We start from the raw sequence: 15,021 nt of genomic DNA, 5'->3' as shown, positions 1-15,021 counted from the left end.
CTCTCCTCAGGTCCGAGGCAAGAGGCCGTTCTCCGTTCAGCGCAGTTGCATGAATGGCCGACGGGTCGCCCGGTGCGTTCGCTGACACTCCAACGAAGGAGCGAGATGTCCACTCCGTCCATCGCCGTCCTGGGCGCCGGCGCCAACGGCGCATCGATCGGGGCCGATCTGATCGACGCCGGGCTCGACCCGGTGCTCATCGAACAGTGGCCCGCGCACGTCGAGGCCATGCGCCGCAACGGCCTGCGCATCGAGATGCCGTCGGGCACGCGACACGTGCGTCCCCGCACATTGCACCTGTGCGAGGTCGCGACGCTGCGCGAGCAGTTCGACCTCGTGCTGCTCGTGACCAAGGCCTATGACGCGCGCTGGGCGGCCGCTCTCATCGAGCCGTACCTCGCCCCCGACGGAGCGATCGCCGCCGTCCAGAACGGCATGACCACCGAGACGGTGGCCGAGATCGTCGGCACCGACCGCACTATCGGCACCGTCATCGAGATCTCGTCCACCATGGTCGATCCCGGCATCGTGCACCGTCACGTCGACCCGGAGAGGTCGTGGTTCGCCGTGGATGCCACGGCCCCGCGCGGAAACGATGTCGCCGACGTCCTGGCGCATTCGGGCGAGGTCGCGCGCGTCGACGACATCGCGTCGGCGAAATGGATGAAGCTCGTCAGCAACGCGTCGGTGCTCGTGCCCACGGCGGCACTGGGCCTTCCCATGGTGGACGCGATCGAGGTGCCCGGGATGCGCGAACTCATGCTGGATGCCGGACGCGAGGCGCTCCGGGTGGCGGGCGAGCACCGCGTGCTGCCGATCTTCGGCCTCACGCCCGCGTCGATCGCCTCCTCGCCCGACGTGGTCGAGACCATGCTCGACGCCCTCTACGCCCGCTTCACCGTCCCCGGAGCGACGACGACCGTACTGCAGGACTGGCGCAAGGGGCGCCACAGCGAAGTGGACGACATCAATGGTGCCGTCGTGGCCGCGGGCCGCCGGCTCGGCATCCCGACACCCGTCAACCAGGCGATCGTCGAGGTCGGCCACGCGATCGAGCGCGGCGACCTCGAGCCGTCCCTCGCCGCGCTGCGACTCCTGCAGCGCGGCTGAGGGCTCAGTCGGCGTTGCGGAGCGTCGACACCTGGTACAGGGCGACGGATGCCGCGATACCGGCGTTGAGCGACTCCGTCGCCGCCGAGATCGGGATCGACACGACCTGGTCGCACGTCTCGGTCACGAGGCGCGACAGGCCCTTGCCCTCCGAGCCCACGACGATCACGACGGGACGGTCGGCCAGCTCGAGCGCGGGCAGCGACACCTCGCCGTCGCCGGCGAGACCGAGGACGAACACGCCCTGTTTCTTGAAGTCTTTGAGCGTCGCGGTGAGGTTCGCCGCGAGTGCCACCGGCACCCGCGCGGCCGCGCCGGCGCTCGTCTTCCACGCCGCCGAGTTCACGCTCGCGGATCGGCGCTGCGGAAGCACGAGCCCCTGGCCGCCGAACGCGGCGGTCGAGCGGATGATCGCGCCGAGGTTGCGGGGGTCGGTCACACCGTCGAGCGCGACGAGGAGCGGCAGTTCGCCGCGGTCGATGATCTGCTCGAGCATGTCCTGCGGGTGCGCGTACTCGTACGGCGGCACCTTCAGCGCGACGCCCTGGTGCACGCCGTCGAAGCCCGCCATGCGGTCGAGCTCGGGGCGCGTGACCTCCAGCACTGGGATGCCGCGGTGCGTGGCGATCGAGAGCATCTCCTTCACGCGGTCGTCCATCTCGACGCGCTGCGCGATGTAGAACGCGGTCGCGGGGATCTTCGCGCGCAGCGCCTCGAGCACCGAGTTCCGGCCGGTGACGGTCTCGGTGTCGTCGGCCTGCTTGGATCGGGGACGCCCCTGCGACGACCCGACCGGACGCACGCCCGGCTTGCCCTTGCCGCCGGCGGCCGCGTACCGCTCCTGGGCGGCCTTGCGCTTGCCGGCGACGTGCCAGGCGCGGTCCTCGGCCTTGGGCGTGGGGCCCTTGCCCTCGAGCGCCTTGCGCGAGTGTCCGCCGGTGCCCTTGAGCGGGCCCTTCTTCTTGCCGGGGTTGCGGGCTCCCGGACGTCCAGGCTTAGGCATCGATACTCCAATTGGTTCCGGCCGGAGTGTCCTCCAGCGTGATTCCGGCGGCGGCGATGGCATCACGGATGCGATCGGCAGCGGCCCAGTCCTTGTCGGCGCGCGCGCGGGCGCGCTGCGCGATGAGTTCGGCGACGAGCGCGTCCAGGGCGGCGTCGGTCCCGCCCGGGACGGCGGGCGCGTCGGCATCCAGCCCCAGCACCGTCAGCATGGCCGCCACCGAGCGACCGGCGGTCGCGGCCGTCTCGAGGTCTCCGGCATCGATCGCCACGTTGCCGCCGCGGACGCTCTCGTGCAGCACGGCGAGGGCCTGCGGGACGCCGAGATCGTCGTCCATGGCCGCGGCGAAGGCCTCGGGGACCTCCGGGCGTCCGATCGGGGCCGATCCGGCCGCGCGCTCGACTCGCTGCAGGAAGGTGTCGATGCGGTCGAGTGCGCTCGCGGCCTCGTCGAAACCGCGGTCCGAGACGTCGAGGCTCGAGCGGTAGTGGGCAGCGGCGAGCGCGTAACGCACCACCCGGGGCTCGCGTGCGGCGAGAACGTCGGCGGCGAGGGTGAAGTTGCCGAGCGACTTCGACATCTTCTGCCCGTCCACGGTCACGAGGCCGTTGTGCACCCAGTACCGCGCGAACGCGTCGCCCGCCGCGGTGGACTGCGCGATCTCGTTCTCGTGGTGCGGGAAGCGCAGGTCGAGTCCGCCGCCGTGGATGTCGAATTCCGGGCCAAGGTAGCGCCGCGACATCGCCGAGCACTCGATGTGCCACCCCGGTCGTCCCGCACCCCAGGGAGATGCCCAGATTGCCGAGGCGGGCTCGCCCTCTTTCGCGCCCTTCCACAACGCGAAGTCGCGGGGGTCGCGCTTGCCGCGCGGGTCGGCGTCGGCGGCGGACTCCATGGCATCCACGCTCTGGCGCGTGAGCTCGCCGTAGGCGGGCCACGACCGCACGTCGAAATAGACGTCGCCGGCGGCGGCGTACGCGTGACCGCGGTCGATGAGCTCGGCGATCAGCTCCTGCATCTGGGTCACCGATGCGGTCGCGCGCGGCTCGTAGGTCGGGGGAAGGATGCCGATGGCGGCGTAGGCCCGCGTGAACTCGAGCTCCATGCGGTACGCCAGAGCCCACCACGGCTCGGTCTCGGTGGCGTTCGCGAGCACCTTGTCGTCGATGTCGGTGACGTTGCGGACGAACGTCACCCGCCCAAAACGGTGGGCGAGCCAGCGGCGCAACAGGTCGAAGGCGAGGGCGGCCCGGACGTGGCCGATGTGCGGACCCGACTGCACGGTGGGGCCGCAGACGTACATCGTGACGTTCGCGGGGTCGACGGGGACGAAGTCGCGCAGAGCCTGCGCTTTCGTGTCATACAGCCGAACGGTCACCGCACAAGCCTACCGGCCGCCCCTGACGGCGACCCGTGCCCGAAACACGCCGGCGCTAGGGTCGCAGCATGCCGCTGGAGATCCGACTCGACGACGTGTCCGTCGCCGACACCCGCGCGCTCGTGACCGCGCACGTGTCGGGGATGCTCGAGAACACCCCGCCCGAGAGCTGCCACGCCCTCGACGCTGACGCGCTCGTCGACGCGGGTGCCCTGCTGTGGTCCGCACGGATCGACGGCGAACTCGCCGGTATCGGCGCCCTGTCCCCGTTCGGCGAGGACGCGGGCGAGCTGAAGTCGATGCGTGTGACCGCGGCGTTCCTCGGGAAGGGCATCGGCCGGGCGATCCTGCGCCACATCATGGCCGAAGCGCGCGAGCGCGGCATCCGCAGCCTCTGGCTCGAGACGGGCAGCGGTGCGGACTTCGCGGCGGCGCGCGGTCTCTACGCGAGCGAGGGGTTCGTCGAGTGCCCGCCGTTCGGGTCGTACCGACCCGACCCGTTGTCGACCTTCATGACCCGCGAGATCTAGGCGGGGACCACGAGCGCGGTCGCGAACGCCGCGACGCCCTCGGTGCGGCCGGTGAAGCCGAGACCGTCGGTCGTCGTGGCGCTGACCGAGACCGGAGCGCCGCCGAGAGCGGCCGACAGCACCCGCTCGGACTCCACGCGTCGTCCCGCGAACCGGGGCCGATTGGCCTGTACCTGGACCGATACGTTGCCGACGCGCCACCCCGCCTCGGCGAGGAGGTTTCGCGTGTGGGCGAGGAAGGCCCCGGCGTGCGCTCCGGCGAACTCCGGTCGATCGGTGCCGAAGTGCGTACCGATGTCGCCGAGGCCGGCCGCGGCCAGGAGGGCGTCGACGATCGCGTGCGCGACGGCGTCGCCGTCGGAATGCCCCGAGAGCGGATCCTCGCCGGGCCACTCCAGGCCGGCGAGCCACAGCGTGCCCGCACCGCCGAAGGCGTGCACGTCGGTACCGATTCCGACGCGCGGCCCGCGCGGCATGGACTCGGCGGGAGCGGCCGGCGGCGGGGCGGTCGCCAGCAGCGAGCGCGCCCGCTCGAGATCGGGGCCGGTCGTGATCTTGAAGGATGCCGCGTCCCCGGCGACCGTGATCACGGGGTGTCCCGCGGCGGCCACCAGAGCGGCGTCGTCGGTGTGGTCGGCGTCCGCCGCCGTGAGCGCCTCCGCCAGGATCTCGCGACGGAAGCCCTGCGGCGTCTGCGCGGCCGCCAGCTCGGACCTGTCGACGGCCGCGACGATGGCGCCCGTGGCATCCACGCGTTTCATCGTGTCGACCACCGGAACCGTCGGGATGACCGCGTCGGCGCCGTCGTCGAGGGCGGCGATGACCCGCTCGAACACCTCCGGCGGGGTGAGGGCGCGCGCCGCGTCGTGCACGAGGACGGTGTCCACGTCGGCCCACAGCGCCCGGAGGCCGGCGGCGACGGACGATTGACGCGTGTCGCCACCGGCGACGACGGAGACGAGGTCCAGCCGATCGCCCGCGACCTCGCGTGCGTCGGTCAGCGCGGCGCCCTCGAACCCGGCGGGGACGACCACGACGACCTGGGCACGCGGAGCGGCGAACACACCGCGGAGTGCGTGGCGCAGGATCGTGTGCTCATCGAGACCGACGAACGCTTTCGGCGCACCCCCGTTCAGACGGGTGCCGGAGCCTGCGGCCACGACGATCACGGCCAGACGCGGAACGGGTGCGGGAATCACCCGACCACGCTAGCGCGGACGCGGAGCATCACCACGCGGCGTCAGGACGCGAGAACCTCGTCGAGGACGACGCTGGCGCGGTCTTCGTCGGTCTTCTCGGCGAGAGCGAGCTCGGACACCAGGATCTGACGGGCCTTGGCCAGCATGCGCTTCTCGCCGGCCGAGAGACCGCGGTCCTGGTCGCGGCGCCACAGGTCGCGCACGACCTCGCTCACCTTGATGACGTCACCGGACGCGAGCTTCTCGAGGTTCGCCTTGTAGCGGCGCGACCAGTTGGTCGGCTCCTCGGTGAAAGGCGCACGCAGCACCTCGAAGACGCGGTCGAGACCCTCTTTGCCGATCACGTCACGAACGCCGACCAGATCGACGTTGTCTGCGGGGACCTCGATGACGAGGTCGCCCTGCGTGACATTGAGCTTCAGGTATTTCTTCGTCTCACCCTTGATGACGCGTTCCTTGACCTCGATGATCGTGGCTGCGCCATGGTGCGGGTAAACGACGGTCTCGCCAACCTCAAAAAGCATGGAGTTATGTCCTTTCGGCAACATCCAGGATACCACAGGCCCCCATGCGCTAAGGTTCCGCCCCACCCCGGGACACCCGCTCTCCCCGCGTACGTGTGGCCCGCGTGGGCGCCGACGGCGGGCGGGCGCGTCGCGGCGACCCCGTAGGATGAACGGGATGCCGTCTGTCGTTCCGGGAGGATCCGTGAAAACGCGCCTGTTCGCGTCCCTGGCCATAGGTGCCGCCGTCGTTCTCGGAACGACGGGGTGCAACCTGATCGCCCCCCAGGCGACCACCATCGACTACTCCGCCTCCGACGGCGTGAACGTCCCCGAGTCCGGCCCCCTGCAGGTGCGTAACGCCCTGATCGTGGCCGATGACGAAGGATCGGCCGGCAATCTCGTCGCCGCCGTCGTGAACGACTCCACCCAGGCGCACACCCTGCGGGTCGAGATCGGCGAGGGCAGCGACATCGTGCGCGCCTCGGTGAACGTCCCCGCCGGTCGCACACTGAGCCTCGGCGATCTCGCGAACGGCGTCGAGCCGCTCGCGCTCGAGGGCTTCGAAGGCGCCCCGGGGTCCACGGTCCCCGTGTACTTCCAGTCCGGTGACGGCGAGGGCGCACTGATCCAGGTGCCCGTGCTCGACGGAGCGCTGGAGTACCTCAGCCCGCTGGCTCCCACCCCGAACCCGACGGGCCTGCTGGCTCCCACCCCGACGCCCTCGGCCACTCCGTCGCCGACGCCGTCCTCCTGACGTCCACGACGAAGGCGCCGACGATTCCTCGTCGGCGCCTTCGTCGTTCATCCGGGTCGTCAGGCCTCGAAGCGGTAGCCGAGACCGCGGACGGTGACGAGCATCGACGGCTCGCTCGGGCTCTGCTCGATGCGGGAGCGGATGCGCTTGATGTGCACGTCCAGGGTCTTCGTGTCGCCGAAGTAGTCGGTCCCCCAGACACGGTCGATGAGCTGACCTCGCGTGAGCACGCGTCCGGCGTTGCGCATCAGGACCTCGAGCAGCTCGAACTCCTTCAGGGGCATGTTGATCTCGGCCCCGTCGACCGACACCGTGTGCCGGTCGATGTCGAGCGTGACGCGCCCTCCGGTGAGGATGCGCTCGTCGATGTCCGATTCCTCTGGGCTCCGCCGCCGCAGCACCGCCCGCATGCGGGCGAGGAGCTCCCGCGTCGAGTAGGGCTTTGTGACGTAGTCATCGGCGCCGAGTTCCAGCCCCACGACGATGTCGACCTCCGAGTCCTTCGCGGTCAGCATGATGATCGGCACCTGCGAGGTGAGCCGCAGCTGACGGCACACCTCCGTTCCCGGCATCCCGGGGAGCATGAGATCCAGCAGGAGGATGTCCGCGCCGCGTTCGCGGAACGCGGCGAGAGCGAGCGCACCGTCCTCGGCGATCTCGACCTCGTAGCCCTCCCGGCGCAGCAGGTAGGCGAGCGGGTCGGCCAGGTCGGGTTCATCCTCGACGACGAGAACGCGGGTCATGCGGTGTCTCCCTTCACGGGTGCGGGACGCGGGGCAGGGCTGCTCTTGCGGCTCTTGCGACGCGCCTTGGGACGAACGAGGTCGAGGTCGGGTGCCTCGGACCGGGGAAGTCGGATGGTGAACGTGGATCCGCGCTCGGGTCGTGACCACAGGCGCACTTCGCCGCCGTGACGCTGGACGGCGTGCTTGACGATCGACAGTCCGAGACCGGTCCCGCCCGTGCGACGCGAGCGTGCCTGGTCGGCGCGGTAAAAGCGTTCGAACACGCGATGCTGGTCGCTCTCCGGGATGCCGATGCCCCGGTCGGTCACGGCGATCTCCACGACCTCCTCGTCGAGCTTGATCCCCACACCGACCTTCGAGCCCTGCGGCGAGTAAGCGATGGCGTTGGCGATGAGGTTGCCGACCGCCTCCGTGAGGATCTGCGGCTCACCGCGCACCCAGAGCCCTTTCGTCCCGCCGCGGACCACCGTGACCTGCGCGGAGTCGGCCTGGATCGTGTGCGCCTCGACCGCGGCCGTCACGACCTCGTCGATGGAGACGTCGCGCACGTCGCGGAGTTCGTCGGACGCCTGCAGCCGGGAGAGGCTCAGGATGCGATTCGTCAGAGCTGCGAGGCGCTGGATCTCGGCCTGCATGCGGCCCGAGAAGTAGCGCACCTGTGCCGGATCGTCGGCGGCGGATTCGATCGCCTCGGCGAGCAGGCTCACCGCACCGACGGGTGTCTTGAGTTCGTGGCTCGTGTTGGCGACGAAGTCGCGGCGCATCTCCTCGACGCGCTCGCGCTCGGTGATGTCGCGCAGGACGAGCAGCACCAGCCGCGGTGTCACGGGCGCCGCGCGAACGGCCACGAGCCGCGGCTCGGCGGGGGCCGCTCCCCGTCGCAGCCGCAGCGTCTCGCTCACGGGGGCGCCGTTCTCGCGGGCCGCACGGGCGACGCGGCGCAGATCCTCGTCGGCGATCGTGCTCCCGGCATCCAGTCCGAAGACCTCGGCCGCGGGGGAAAGTGCCAGCACCGTCGATGAGGTGTCGCACACGACGGCGGGGTCGTCGAGGGCACCGAGCATGGATTCCACTCCGTCGGGAAGCTGCGAAGAGTTCTCGGCGAGAGCACGGGTCCGGGCACGCTGCGCGACGACGAGGAGGCCCACGACGGAGCTCCCGACGATGATTCCCACGAGGAGCGCGAGCAGCGAGAGCTGCGTCTGATCCATGGCTCCAGCGTAGGGCCGCCCGTCGGACGTCACCGTCCGTTCAGACGGGGGCGGTGATCCGGAGCGGCTACTATTCACTGTCACAGCACCACTCGTTAACCTTCGCTGGGAAGAATCCCGGAGGGTCGCGGGACGTATGTGTGCCGTGCCGCCGACGAGGAAGGTATCGCGATGCGCGAAGTGTTCCACCAGTCCCTCGAGGACGTCCAAGGTCGACTGGTCGAGATCGCAGATCTGGTCGCGGTCGCCATCGACCGCGCCACCCGCGCCTTCGGCACGAGCGACGTCTCGCTCGCCGAGGAGGTCATCGAGGCCGACGCGATCATCGACGAGAAGGCGGTCGCCCTCGACGAGCTGGCGATCGAGATCCTCGCCCGCCAGCAGCCGGTCGCCCGCGACCTGCGCATCGTCGTCACCGCGCTGCGCGTGAGCGCGTCGCTCGAGCGCATGGGCGACATGGCCGAGCACATCGCTCAGCTCGCCCGCTCGCGCTTCCCCGAGCGCGCCATCCCCAAGGGCCTGAAGGGCACGTTCACCCGGATGGGCGAACTCGACGTCCAGGTCGCCCGCAGCCTCGCCGAGCTGCTGCGCACGCAGGACCTGCGCATCGCGGACGAGATCCGCGACGTCGACGACGACATCGACGAGCTGCACGTCAGCGTGTTCGAGAAGGTCCTCGGCGACTCGTGGAAGGGCGAGGCCACGGCCACGGTCGACGCGACCCTCGCCAGCCGCTACCACGAGCGCTTCGCCGACCACGCGGTCTCGGTCGCGAAGAAGGTCGTCTACCTCGCCACAGGCGATTGGGCCGGCGCCGACGAGGTCACTCCGACGCCGGTCGGCTGACGCCGTACACGTCGAAGGGGGTGGATGCCAGTGGCATCCACCCCCTTCTCGTTGCGCCGGGGGCTTACTTCTTGTTGCCCTGGGCGGCGACCGCCGCAGCGCCGGCGGCGGCGGCCTCGGGGTCGAGGTACTCGCCCGGGCCGAGCGGCTTCAGATCGTCGTCGAGCTGGTAGACGAGCGGGATGCCGGTGGGGATGTTCAGCTCGGCGATGTCTGCGTCGCTGATGCCCTCGAGGTGCTTCACCAGGCCGCGCAGCGAGTTGCCGTGCGCGGTGACGAGGACCGTCTTGCCCGCCTGCAGGTCGGGGACGATGTCGCTGTGCCAGTACGGCAGCATGCGGTCGATGACGATCTTGAGCGACTCGGTGTCGGGCACCTCGCCATCGATCCCGACGTAACGCGGGTCGCCGATCTGGCTGTACTCGTCGTCGGCGGCGAGCGGCGGCGGCGGCACGTCGAACGAGCGACGCCACAGCATGAACTGCTCGTTGCCGAACTCCTCGAGGGTCTGCGCCTTGTCCTTGCCCTGGAGAGCGCCGTAGTGGCGCTCGTTGAGACGCCAGGAGCGCTTCACGGGGATCCACAGGCGATCGGCCGCGTCGAGCGCGATGTTCGCCGTCTGGATCGCCCGGCTGAGGACCGAGGTGTGCAGGACGTCGGGCAGCACACCCGACTCCTTGAGGAGTTCGCCGCCGCGCTGGGCCTCGGCCTTCCCCTGGTCGGTGAGCCGGACGTCGACCCAGCCGGTGAACTGGTTGGTCTTGTTCCACTCGCTCTGCCCGTGGCGGAGGAGGATCAGCGTGTGAGGCATGCCTCCATGCTAGCGACGCCGCGGGGGCCGATCCGAGCGGCGCCTGGCATCATGTCCGAGTGACTCCTTCCCCCGTCGGCCGGCCCACGCGCGGGACGACGGGGGTCAATCGCCTCCGCCGCGTCGACCGGTGGATCGCGCGGCATCCCGTGCTCCGGCGCACGGACGACCCGCTGATCGTCGATCTCGGATTCGGGGCCAGCGCGGCGACGCCCCTCGAGTTGCACGCGCGGCTGTCTCGCGTGCGACCGGATGCCGAGGTGTGGGGCCTGGAGATCGACCCCGAGCGCGTCGCCCGGGCGCGCGCGCAGGCCGACGGCGTCGCCGGCGTGGACTTCGGGCTCGGTGGGTTCGAGGTGCCGACGCCGGGTGATCGCCGTCCCGCGATCATCCGGGCCATGAATGTCCTGCGGCAGTACGACGAGGCCGACGTCGCCGACGCGTGGGCGCGGATGTGCGCGCGCCTCGCGCCGGGCGGCATCCTCGTCGAGGGCACGTGCGACGAGATCGGCCGCGTCGTGACCTGGGTGGAGGTGGGGGCGGATGCCGTACCTCGCTCCCTCACGGTGTCGCTGCGCCTCGCCGACCTCGACGACCCGGTGATCCTCGCGGAACGCCTGCCGAAAGCGCTCATCCACCGCAACGTTCCGGGCGAGCGGGTGCACGCCTACATCGCCGCTCTCCAGCGCGAGTGGCACCGAGCGGCGGTCGTCGCCCCGTTCGGTCCGATCCACCGCTGGCGCACCGCTGTGGCGGCGCTGGCGGCCGACGGGTGGCCCGTCTCCGGACGATCGCGCTGGCGGCTGGGAGAGGTCGGCGTCGACTGGAGCGCCGTCGCGCCGGCTTGACTCACACGCGCGGCAGCAGGGCCTGCGCTTCGGCGGACGGCATCCCCGTCGCCACCAGCAGGTCGACCGTGAGCGGTCGCAGTGCCGCGACGAGGTTGAGCTCGCCGACACTGCCGTCGGGCAGGATGCTCGCCGGGTCGAGCCGCGCCGCCAGCGCCGCGAGCGTCGCCCGCGCCGCGGGCTCGAGGGAGACGTCGTCCAGCGCGTCGCGGACGAGTCCCGCGCCGCGTTCGATCTCGGCCAGGAGATCGGCCGGAACGGCGCGCGACCGCCCGTCGGCGCACAGGTAGGCGGCGCGGCGGGCGACGACGCGGAGGTTGCGGGTCGCGAGATCCATGGCGGCGCGCACGCGCGCGTGCCGCTCCAGTTCGGTGCGCTGGCGCCGCAGGAACGGCGAGATGCGAGCCACCTCCTGCCCCGACTCGAGCGAGCCGCTCCACGCGTCGACGTAGGTCTGGAGCGCCCGCGCGCGTTCGAGACCCCGCTCTGCGCGGGCACGGTCGCCGCGCCGGAGGGCCCGCACGATCGTGGCGGTGGCGACGTCGAAAGCGTCGAACAACTCGTCGGCGTCGCGGAGTTCCGTGCGCCGCAGCGTCCGCGGGATGAGCGCCGTGACCAGCAGCGCCGCCACTCCCCCGACCGCCCCGTCGATGAGCCGCACGAACGGCGCGCCCGATACGAACACGAGCGCGATGAGCGACTGCACCACCGCCGCGAGCGCGAACCCCGGCTGCGGGGAGAGGAAGCGCGACACCACCAGCGTGACGAACATCGCCACCGCGATCTGCCACCAGCCCGCCCCCGCCACCAGCAGGACGAGCTCGGCGAGGAGGATGCCGACGAGCATGCCGGCGACGGTCTCCGCGACCCGCCACGGGCGCGCGTGGCGCACGAGTCCGAGACTCGTCACGGTCACGGTCGCGGCGAGGAGCGGCACGGGATGCCCGAGCACGAAGTGGGCGAACGCGAAAGCCGCGGTGGCGGCGACGACGATCTGCAGGATGGCCGGAAGCGATTCCCGGACGCGGGCCGCTCGCCGCCGCAGCGTCGAGCGCAGACGGGAGCGCGGCACGACGACACCGACCGTCGTAGAGGACTCCTCGGCGCTCATTCCGCCGCGCGTCGACGCCCGAGGCGGGGCAGGCGCGGCACGCCGGCGGTGGCTCCGGCGTCGGCCGGCACGACCGTCTCGACCGCGGCCGCGATCGGACCGTCGGCGGTGTCGACCACGTACGGCACCTCGGAGGGCGCGGTGCGCTTGACGAGGGCGAGCGCGATCGGCCCCTCCTCGTAGTGCACCGCGACCGAGGTCACGGCTCCGATCACGGAGTCTCCGGCGCGGACGACGTCGCCGCGGGCGGGCAGCACGCTGTCGCTGCCGTCGAGCTGCAGAGCGACCACCCGGCGCGGGGGGTGCCCGAGGTTGTGGACCTTCGCCACCGTCTCCTGGCCGCGGTAGCACCCCTTCGTCAGGTGCACGGCGGTGCGGAGCCAGTCCATCTCGTGCGGCAGCAGCCGCTCGTCCGCGTCGACCGCGACCCGCGGACGCCACGCGGCGATCCGCAGGGCTTCGACGGCCTCGCGTCCGGCCAGCGCCACCTCGCCGGCCGCGGCAGCGGCGACGACGCGGGCGAACTCCTCGGCATCCACGACGGCTTCGGCCCAGTCGCGTTCGATGCCGGGGTGATCCTCGACGCGGGCATACGCCCAGCCTCCCGGGGAGACGTCCGGCCACGGGTCGATCCACACCACCGGCACGCCCGCCGGAGTCACCGCGGTGAGCGCCGCGACGGCGGCGCGCGTCCCGCCGATCACCGACAGCTCGTCCGACCGGTCGCGCACCTCGACGCGCAGACGGAAGCGCATGCGGCCGAGCCAGGTCGCAAGGGGTTCGGCGTCGGCGGCATCCACGAGCAGCCACGCGGTCTCACCGTCGTCGATCACCGCGGCGGCGTGCTCGACGCGCCCGTTCGGGTCGAGGATCAGCATCTCGGTCGACACACCCGGCGCGAGGTGCGTGAGCGCCTGCGACGACAGCGAATCGAGCCAGCTCAGCCGATCCGGACCCGCCACCGACAGCACGCGCCGGTCGCCCAGCGGGGCGAGAGCGGAACCGGATGCCAGCCGCCGCTGCTCCGCGAGCGGCGAGCCGACGTGACGAAGACCGGCGTCGTCGACGACGGCTCCGGGAACATCGGAGAGGGCGGCCATCACTCGACCCGCGCCAGACGTGCGGAGGCGTGGGAGGCGAGCTCGCGTCCGAAAGCGGAGATGTCCCACGCCCACAGCAGGTGGTCGTCGACGAGCCCGTACAGGCGCGTCGCCGAGCCGTACGGCTTGGCGCCGGCGGTGCGGACGACCGCATCCGTCGCGAGATCGACGCGGGGGCCGCGCACCTGGCCGAGGTACAGCTCGAGGACGCCGTCGGCGTGCGCCAGACTCACCTCGAGCGGGAAGCCGCCCTCGGCTGTCCGCAGCGTCTCGACGTCGTCGGCGGTGCGACGGGGTGCCGGGGCCGTCGGCGGCAGCAGGGCAGGACCCGGGTCGGCGTCCGTCGCCGGTCGGGCGACACGCCAGTAACCGGTCTCGGCCACGAGAGGACGGCGATCGTCGCCGTCGAGCAGCCACGCGTGCGCGGAGTAGTTCAGGACGTCGCCCCCGTCATGGCTGAAGCTCACGCGGTGCGCGAACTCGCCCGAGAACGTGCGGCCGTCAGCCTCGTAGTCGATGACGCCGGTCCCCTCCCACACGCCGATCAGCCACGAGAGCGGGACGAGGTCGGCGGGAAGGTCGGTCGGAATCTCGATCACGACGGCGCTCGTCAGCGCTGGCCGCGGTAGAGGTTCCAGATGACGGTGCCGGAGACGAAGGCGATCGCCAGCGAGGCGAGACCCAGAAGTCCCACGAAGAAGAGTTCGAGCGCGAGGAGGTCCATGGCCCAACTCTACCGGGGAACGATGGATGCCAGCCCGAACCCGGCCGTGATGACGCCGAGCACGACGAGGGCTCCGAGAACGCTCGCGGCGACCCGCTGGATGAACGCCTGCGAGCGCCCGTACCAGAGCTGTATGGCGAAGGCCGCGACGACGCAGCCCCCCAGGGCGACCGTGATCCACTGCGCCCGCCAGTCCGTCGGGACGAAGAGCCCGATGGCGACGCCCGCCGCGAGGGCGAGCACCCAGACCGCGACGATGCCGCCGAACGTGCGTCGCGGCGCGAGGTCGGGAGTCGACATGCTGTCCATCATCGCGCACACCGTGGTCTTCGTGCGAGCCGCGACCCGCGCGGCGCGGTCTCGGCGAGGCCGTGACAGCACCCCGGCGCGCCTCACCCTAAGATGGGCGGGTGCGGCAGGCCCGCACGAGGAGGTCCGTTTGGCTCAGCTTCTCGTTCTCAGCTCCGCCCCCGGCGGCAGCGCCGTTCTGCCTGCCCTCGAACTGCTGAGCCACCGCGTTCGGCAGATTCCGGCCGAACCCGCGCAGCTCGTCAACGCACCGAGCGCCGATGTCGTGTTCATCGACGCACGCATCGACCTGGTCGGCGCCAAGTCGCTGTGCAAGATCCTCACCACGACCGGTATGGAAGCCCCCCTGGTGCTCGTGGTCACCGAGGGCGGCCTCACGGCGGTGTCGACGGACTGGGGCGTGGATGACGTCGTGCTCGTAGGCGCGGGCCCCGCCGAGATCGACGCGCGCATCCGTCTGGCGATGGGGCGCCGCAGCGCCGAGCAGGTCTCGTCGCGCATCTCGACGTCCGGAATCACGATCGACGAGTCGTCGTATTCGGCGAAGGTGCACGGCAAGCCGCTCGACCTCACCTACAAGGAGTTCCAGCTCCTGCACTTCTTCGCCACCCACCCGTCTCGCGTGTTCACGCGCGAACAACTGCTCAGCGAAGTGTGGGGCTACGACTACTTCGGAGGCACGCGCACGGTCGACGTGCACGTCCGACGCCTCCGCGCCAAGCTCGGTGACCTCGAGCAGCTCATCGGCACGGTGCGCAACGTCGGCTATCGCTTCAACGTGTACGAGGACGACCAACCTCCCGTGCCCGCCCCGTCCACCTGATCCCGTTCACGC

General features: G+C 71.3%; 17 protein-coding genes. 6 read left to right on the top strand and 11 right to left on the bottom strand.

The annotated features are described in order from the left end of the window. The first annotated feature begins 105 nt into the window (after positions 1-105). Complete coding sequence (locus D8Y23_RS05685) at positions 106-1,110, top strand: ketopantoate reductase family protein (RefSeq protein ID WP_128217196.1); 1,005 nt, start codon at positions 106-108, stop codon at positions 1,108-1,110. A gap of 4 nt (positions 1,111-1,114) precedes the next feature. On the opposite strand, the gene rlmB is transcribed toward D8Y23_RS05685, so the two are convergent. Next, positions 1,115-2,113: a 23S rRNA (guanosine(2251)-2'-O)-methyltransferase RlmB gene (gene rlmB / locus D8Y23_RS05680; RefSeq protein WP_128217195.1), complete on the bottom strand. Its 999-nt coding sequence runs from the start codon at positions 2,111-2,113 to the stop codon at positions 1,115-1,117. Then, positions 2,106-3,491: a cysteine--tRNA ligase gene (cysS, locus tag D8Y23_RS05675; RefSeq protein WP_128217194.1), complete on the bottom strand. Its 1,386-nt coding sequence runs from the start codon at positions 3,489-3,491 to the stop codon at positions 2,106-2,108. The genes rlmB and cysS overlap by 8 nt, the downstream gene beginning before the upstream one ends. A 68-nt stretch (positions 3,492-3,559) precedes the next feature. On the opposite strand from cysS, the gene D8Y23_RS05670 reads away from it, so the two are divergent. After that, positions 3,560-4,021 carry a GNAT family N-acetyltransferase gene (locus D8Y23_RS05670; protein ID WP_128217193.1) on the top strand — a complete coding sequence of 154 codons (462 nt, stop codon included), beginning with the start codon at positions 3,560-3,562 and terminating at the stop codon, positions 4,019-4,021. On the opposite strand, the gene ispD is transcribed toward D8Y23_RS05670, so the two are convergent. Both ispD and D8Y23_RS05660 read right to left on the bottom strand, forming a co-directional pair. Beyond that, positions 4,018-5,220 (bottom strand): 2-C-methyl-D-erythritol 4-phosphate cytidylyltransferase, encoded by a 1,203-nt coding sequence (gene ispD / locus D8Y23_RS05665; protein ID WP_128217192.1) that lies wholly within the window; start codon positions 5,218-5,220, stop codon positions 4,018-4,020. The two genes, D8Y23_RS05670 and ispD, sit on opposite strands and share 4 nt — an antisense overlap. A gap of 41 nt (positions 5,221-5,261) precedes the next feature. After that, on the bottom strand, positions 5,262-5,744 hold the full coding sequence (locus D8Y23_RS05660) for a CarD family transcriptional regulator (protein ID WP_056229249.1): 483 nt from the start codon (positions 5,742-5,744) through the stop codon (positions 5,262-5,264). A 157-nt stretch (positions 5,745-5,901) separates the two neighbouring features. Here D8Y23_RS05660 and D8Y23_RS05655 point away from each other — a divergent pair, with 157 nt between their 5' ends. Continuing rightward, a complete protein-coding gene (locus tag D8Y23_RS05655; protein ID WP_240663801.1) occupies positions 5,902-6,480 on the top strand; it encodes a DNA modification methylase in 579 nt (192 codons plus the stop codon). 59 nt (positions 6,481-6,539) lie between these two features. Here D8Y23_RS05655 and D8Y23_RS05650 read toward each other — a convergent pair whose 3' ends face one another. Both D8Y23_RS05650 and D8Y23_RS05645 read right to left on the bottom strand, forming a co-directional pair. Further along, on the bottom strand, positions 6,540-7,223 hold the full coding sequence (locus D8Y23_RS05650) for a response regulator transcription factor (RefSeq protein WP_128217190.1): 684 nt from the start codon (positions 7,221-7,223) through the stop codon (positions 6,540-6,542). Continuing rightward, complete coding sequence (locus D8Y23_RS05645) at positions 7,220-8,437, bottom strand: sensor histidine kinase (protein WP_128217189.1); 1,218 nt, start codon at positions 8,435-8,437, stop codon at positions 7,220-7,222. The genes D8Y23_RS05650 and D8Y23_RS05645 overlap by 4 nt, the downstream gene beginning before the upstream one ends. A 171-nt stretch (positions 8,438-8,608) precedes the next feature. Here D8Y23_RS05645 and phoU point away from each other — a divergent pair, with 171 nt between their 5' ends. After that, complete coding sequence (gene phoU / locus D8Y23_RS05640; protein WP_128217188.1) at positions 8,609-9,283, top strand: phosphate signaling complex protein PhoU; 675 nt, start codon at positions 8,609-8,611, stop codon at positions 9,281-9,283. Positions 9,284-9,347: 64 nt separating this feature from the next. Here the strand turns inward: phoU and D8Y23_RS05635 are convergent, their stop codons facing one another. Further along, positions 9,348-10,094 carry a phosphoglyceromutase gene (locus D8Y23_RS05635; protein WP_128217187.1) on the bottom strand — a complete coding sequence of 249 codons (747 nt, stop codon included), beginning with the start codon at positions 10,092-10,094 and terminating at the stop codon, positions 9,348-9,350. Positions 10,095-10,153: 59 nt separating this feature from the next. Between D8Y23_RS05635 and D8Y23_RS05630 the strand changes: the two genes are divergently transcribed. After that, positions 10,154-10,942 (top strand): class I SAM-dependent methyltransferase, encoded by a 789-nt coding sequence (locus tag D8Y23_RS05630; RefSeq protein ID WP_128217186.1) that lies wholly within the window; start codon positions 10,154-10,156, stop codon positions 10,940-10,942. Position 10,943: 1 nt separating this feature from the next. Here D8Y23_RS05630 and D8Y23_RS05625 read toward each other — a convergent pair whose 3' ends face one another. The 4 genes from D8Y23_RS05625 to D8Y23_RS05610 all read right to left on the bottom strand — a co-directional run bounded on the left by D8Y23_RS05625 (position 10,944) and on the right by D8Y23_RS05610 (position 14,177). Continuing rightward, on the bottom strand, positions 10,944-12,053 hold the full coding sequence (locus D8Y23_RS05625) for an FUSC family protein (protein WP_205796875.1): 1,110 nt from the start codon (positions 12,051-12,053) through the stop codon (positions 10,944-10,946). Further along, positions 12,050-13,153, bottom strand: coding sequence for a YgfZ/GcvT domain-containing protein (locus D8Y23_RS05620; protein ID WP_128217185.1), 1,104 nt, complete (start codon positions 13,151-13,153; stop codon positions 12,050-12,052). The genes D8Y23_RS05625 and D8Y23_RS05620 overlap by 4 nt, the downstream gene beginning before the upstream one ends. Next, positions 13,153-13,752 carry an FABP family protein gene (locus tag D8Y23_RS05615; RefSeq protein WP_128217184.1) on the bottom strand — a complete coding sequence of 200 codons (600 nt, stop codon included), beginning with the start codon at positions 13,750-13,752 and terminating at the stop codon, positions 13,153-13,155. Before D8Y23_RS05615 ends, D8Y23_RS05620 begins: the two co-directional genes overlap by 1 nt. A 134-nt stretch (positions 13,753-13,886) precedes the next feature. Then, positions 13,887-14,177 (bottom strand): hypothetical protein, encoded by a 291-nt coding sequence (locus D8Y23_RS05610; protein WP_128217183.1) that lies wholly within the window; start codon positions 14,175-14,177, stop codon positions 13,887-13,889. Between the two features lie 139 nt (positions 14,178-14,316). Between D8Y23_RS05610 and D8Y23_RS05605 the strand changes: the two genes are divergently transcribed. Further along, positions 14,317-15,009 (top strand): response regulator transcription factor, encoded by a 693-nt coding sequence (locus tag D8Y23_RS05605; protein WP_128217217.1) that lies wholly within the window; start codon positions 14,317-14,319, stop codon positions 15,007-15,009. The last annotated feature ends 12 nt before the right edge of the window (positions 15,010-15,021 follow it).

It is taken from the genome of Microbacterium enclense (assembly GCF_004022425.1).
Taxonomy (GTDB): Bacteria; Actinomycetota; Actinomycetes; order Actinomycetales; family Microbacteriaceae; genus Microbacterium; species Microbacterium enclense_A.
The sequence above is the reverse complement of the archived record's forward strand: the minus strand, read 5'-3'. Positions and strand labels throughout refer to the sequence as shown.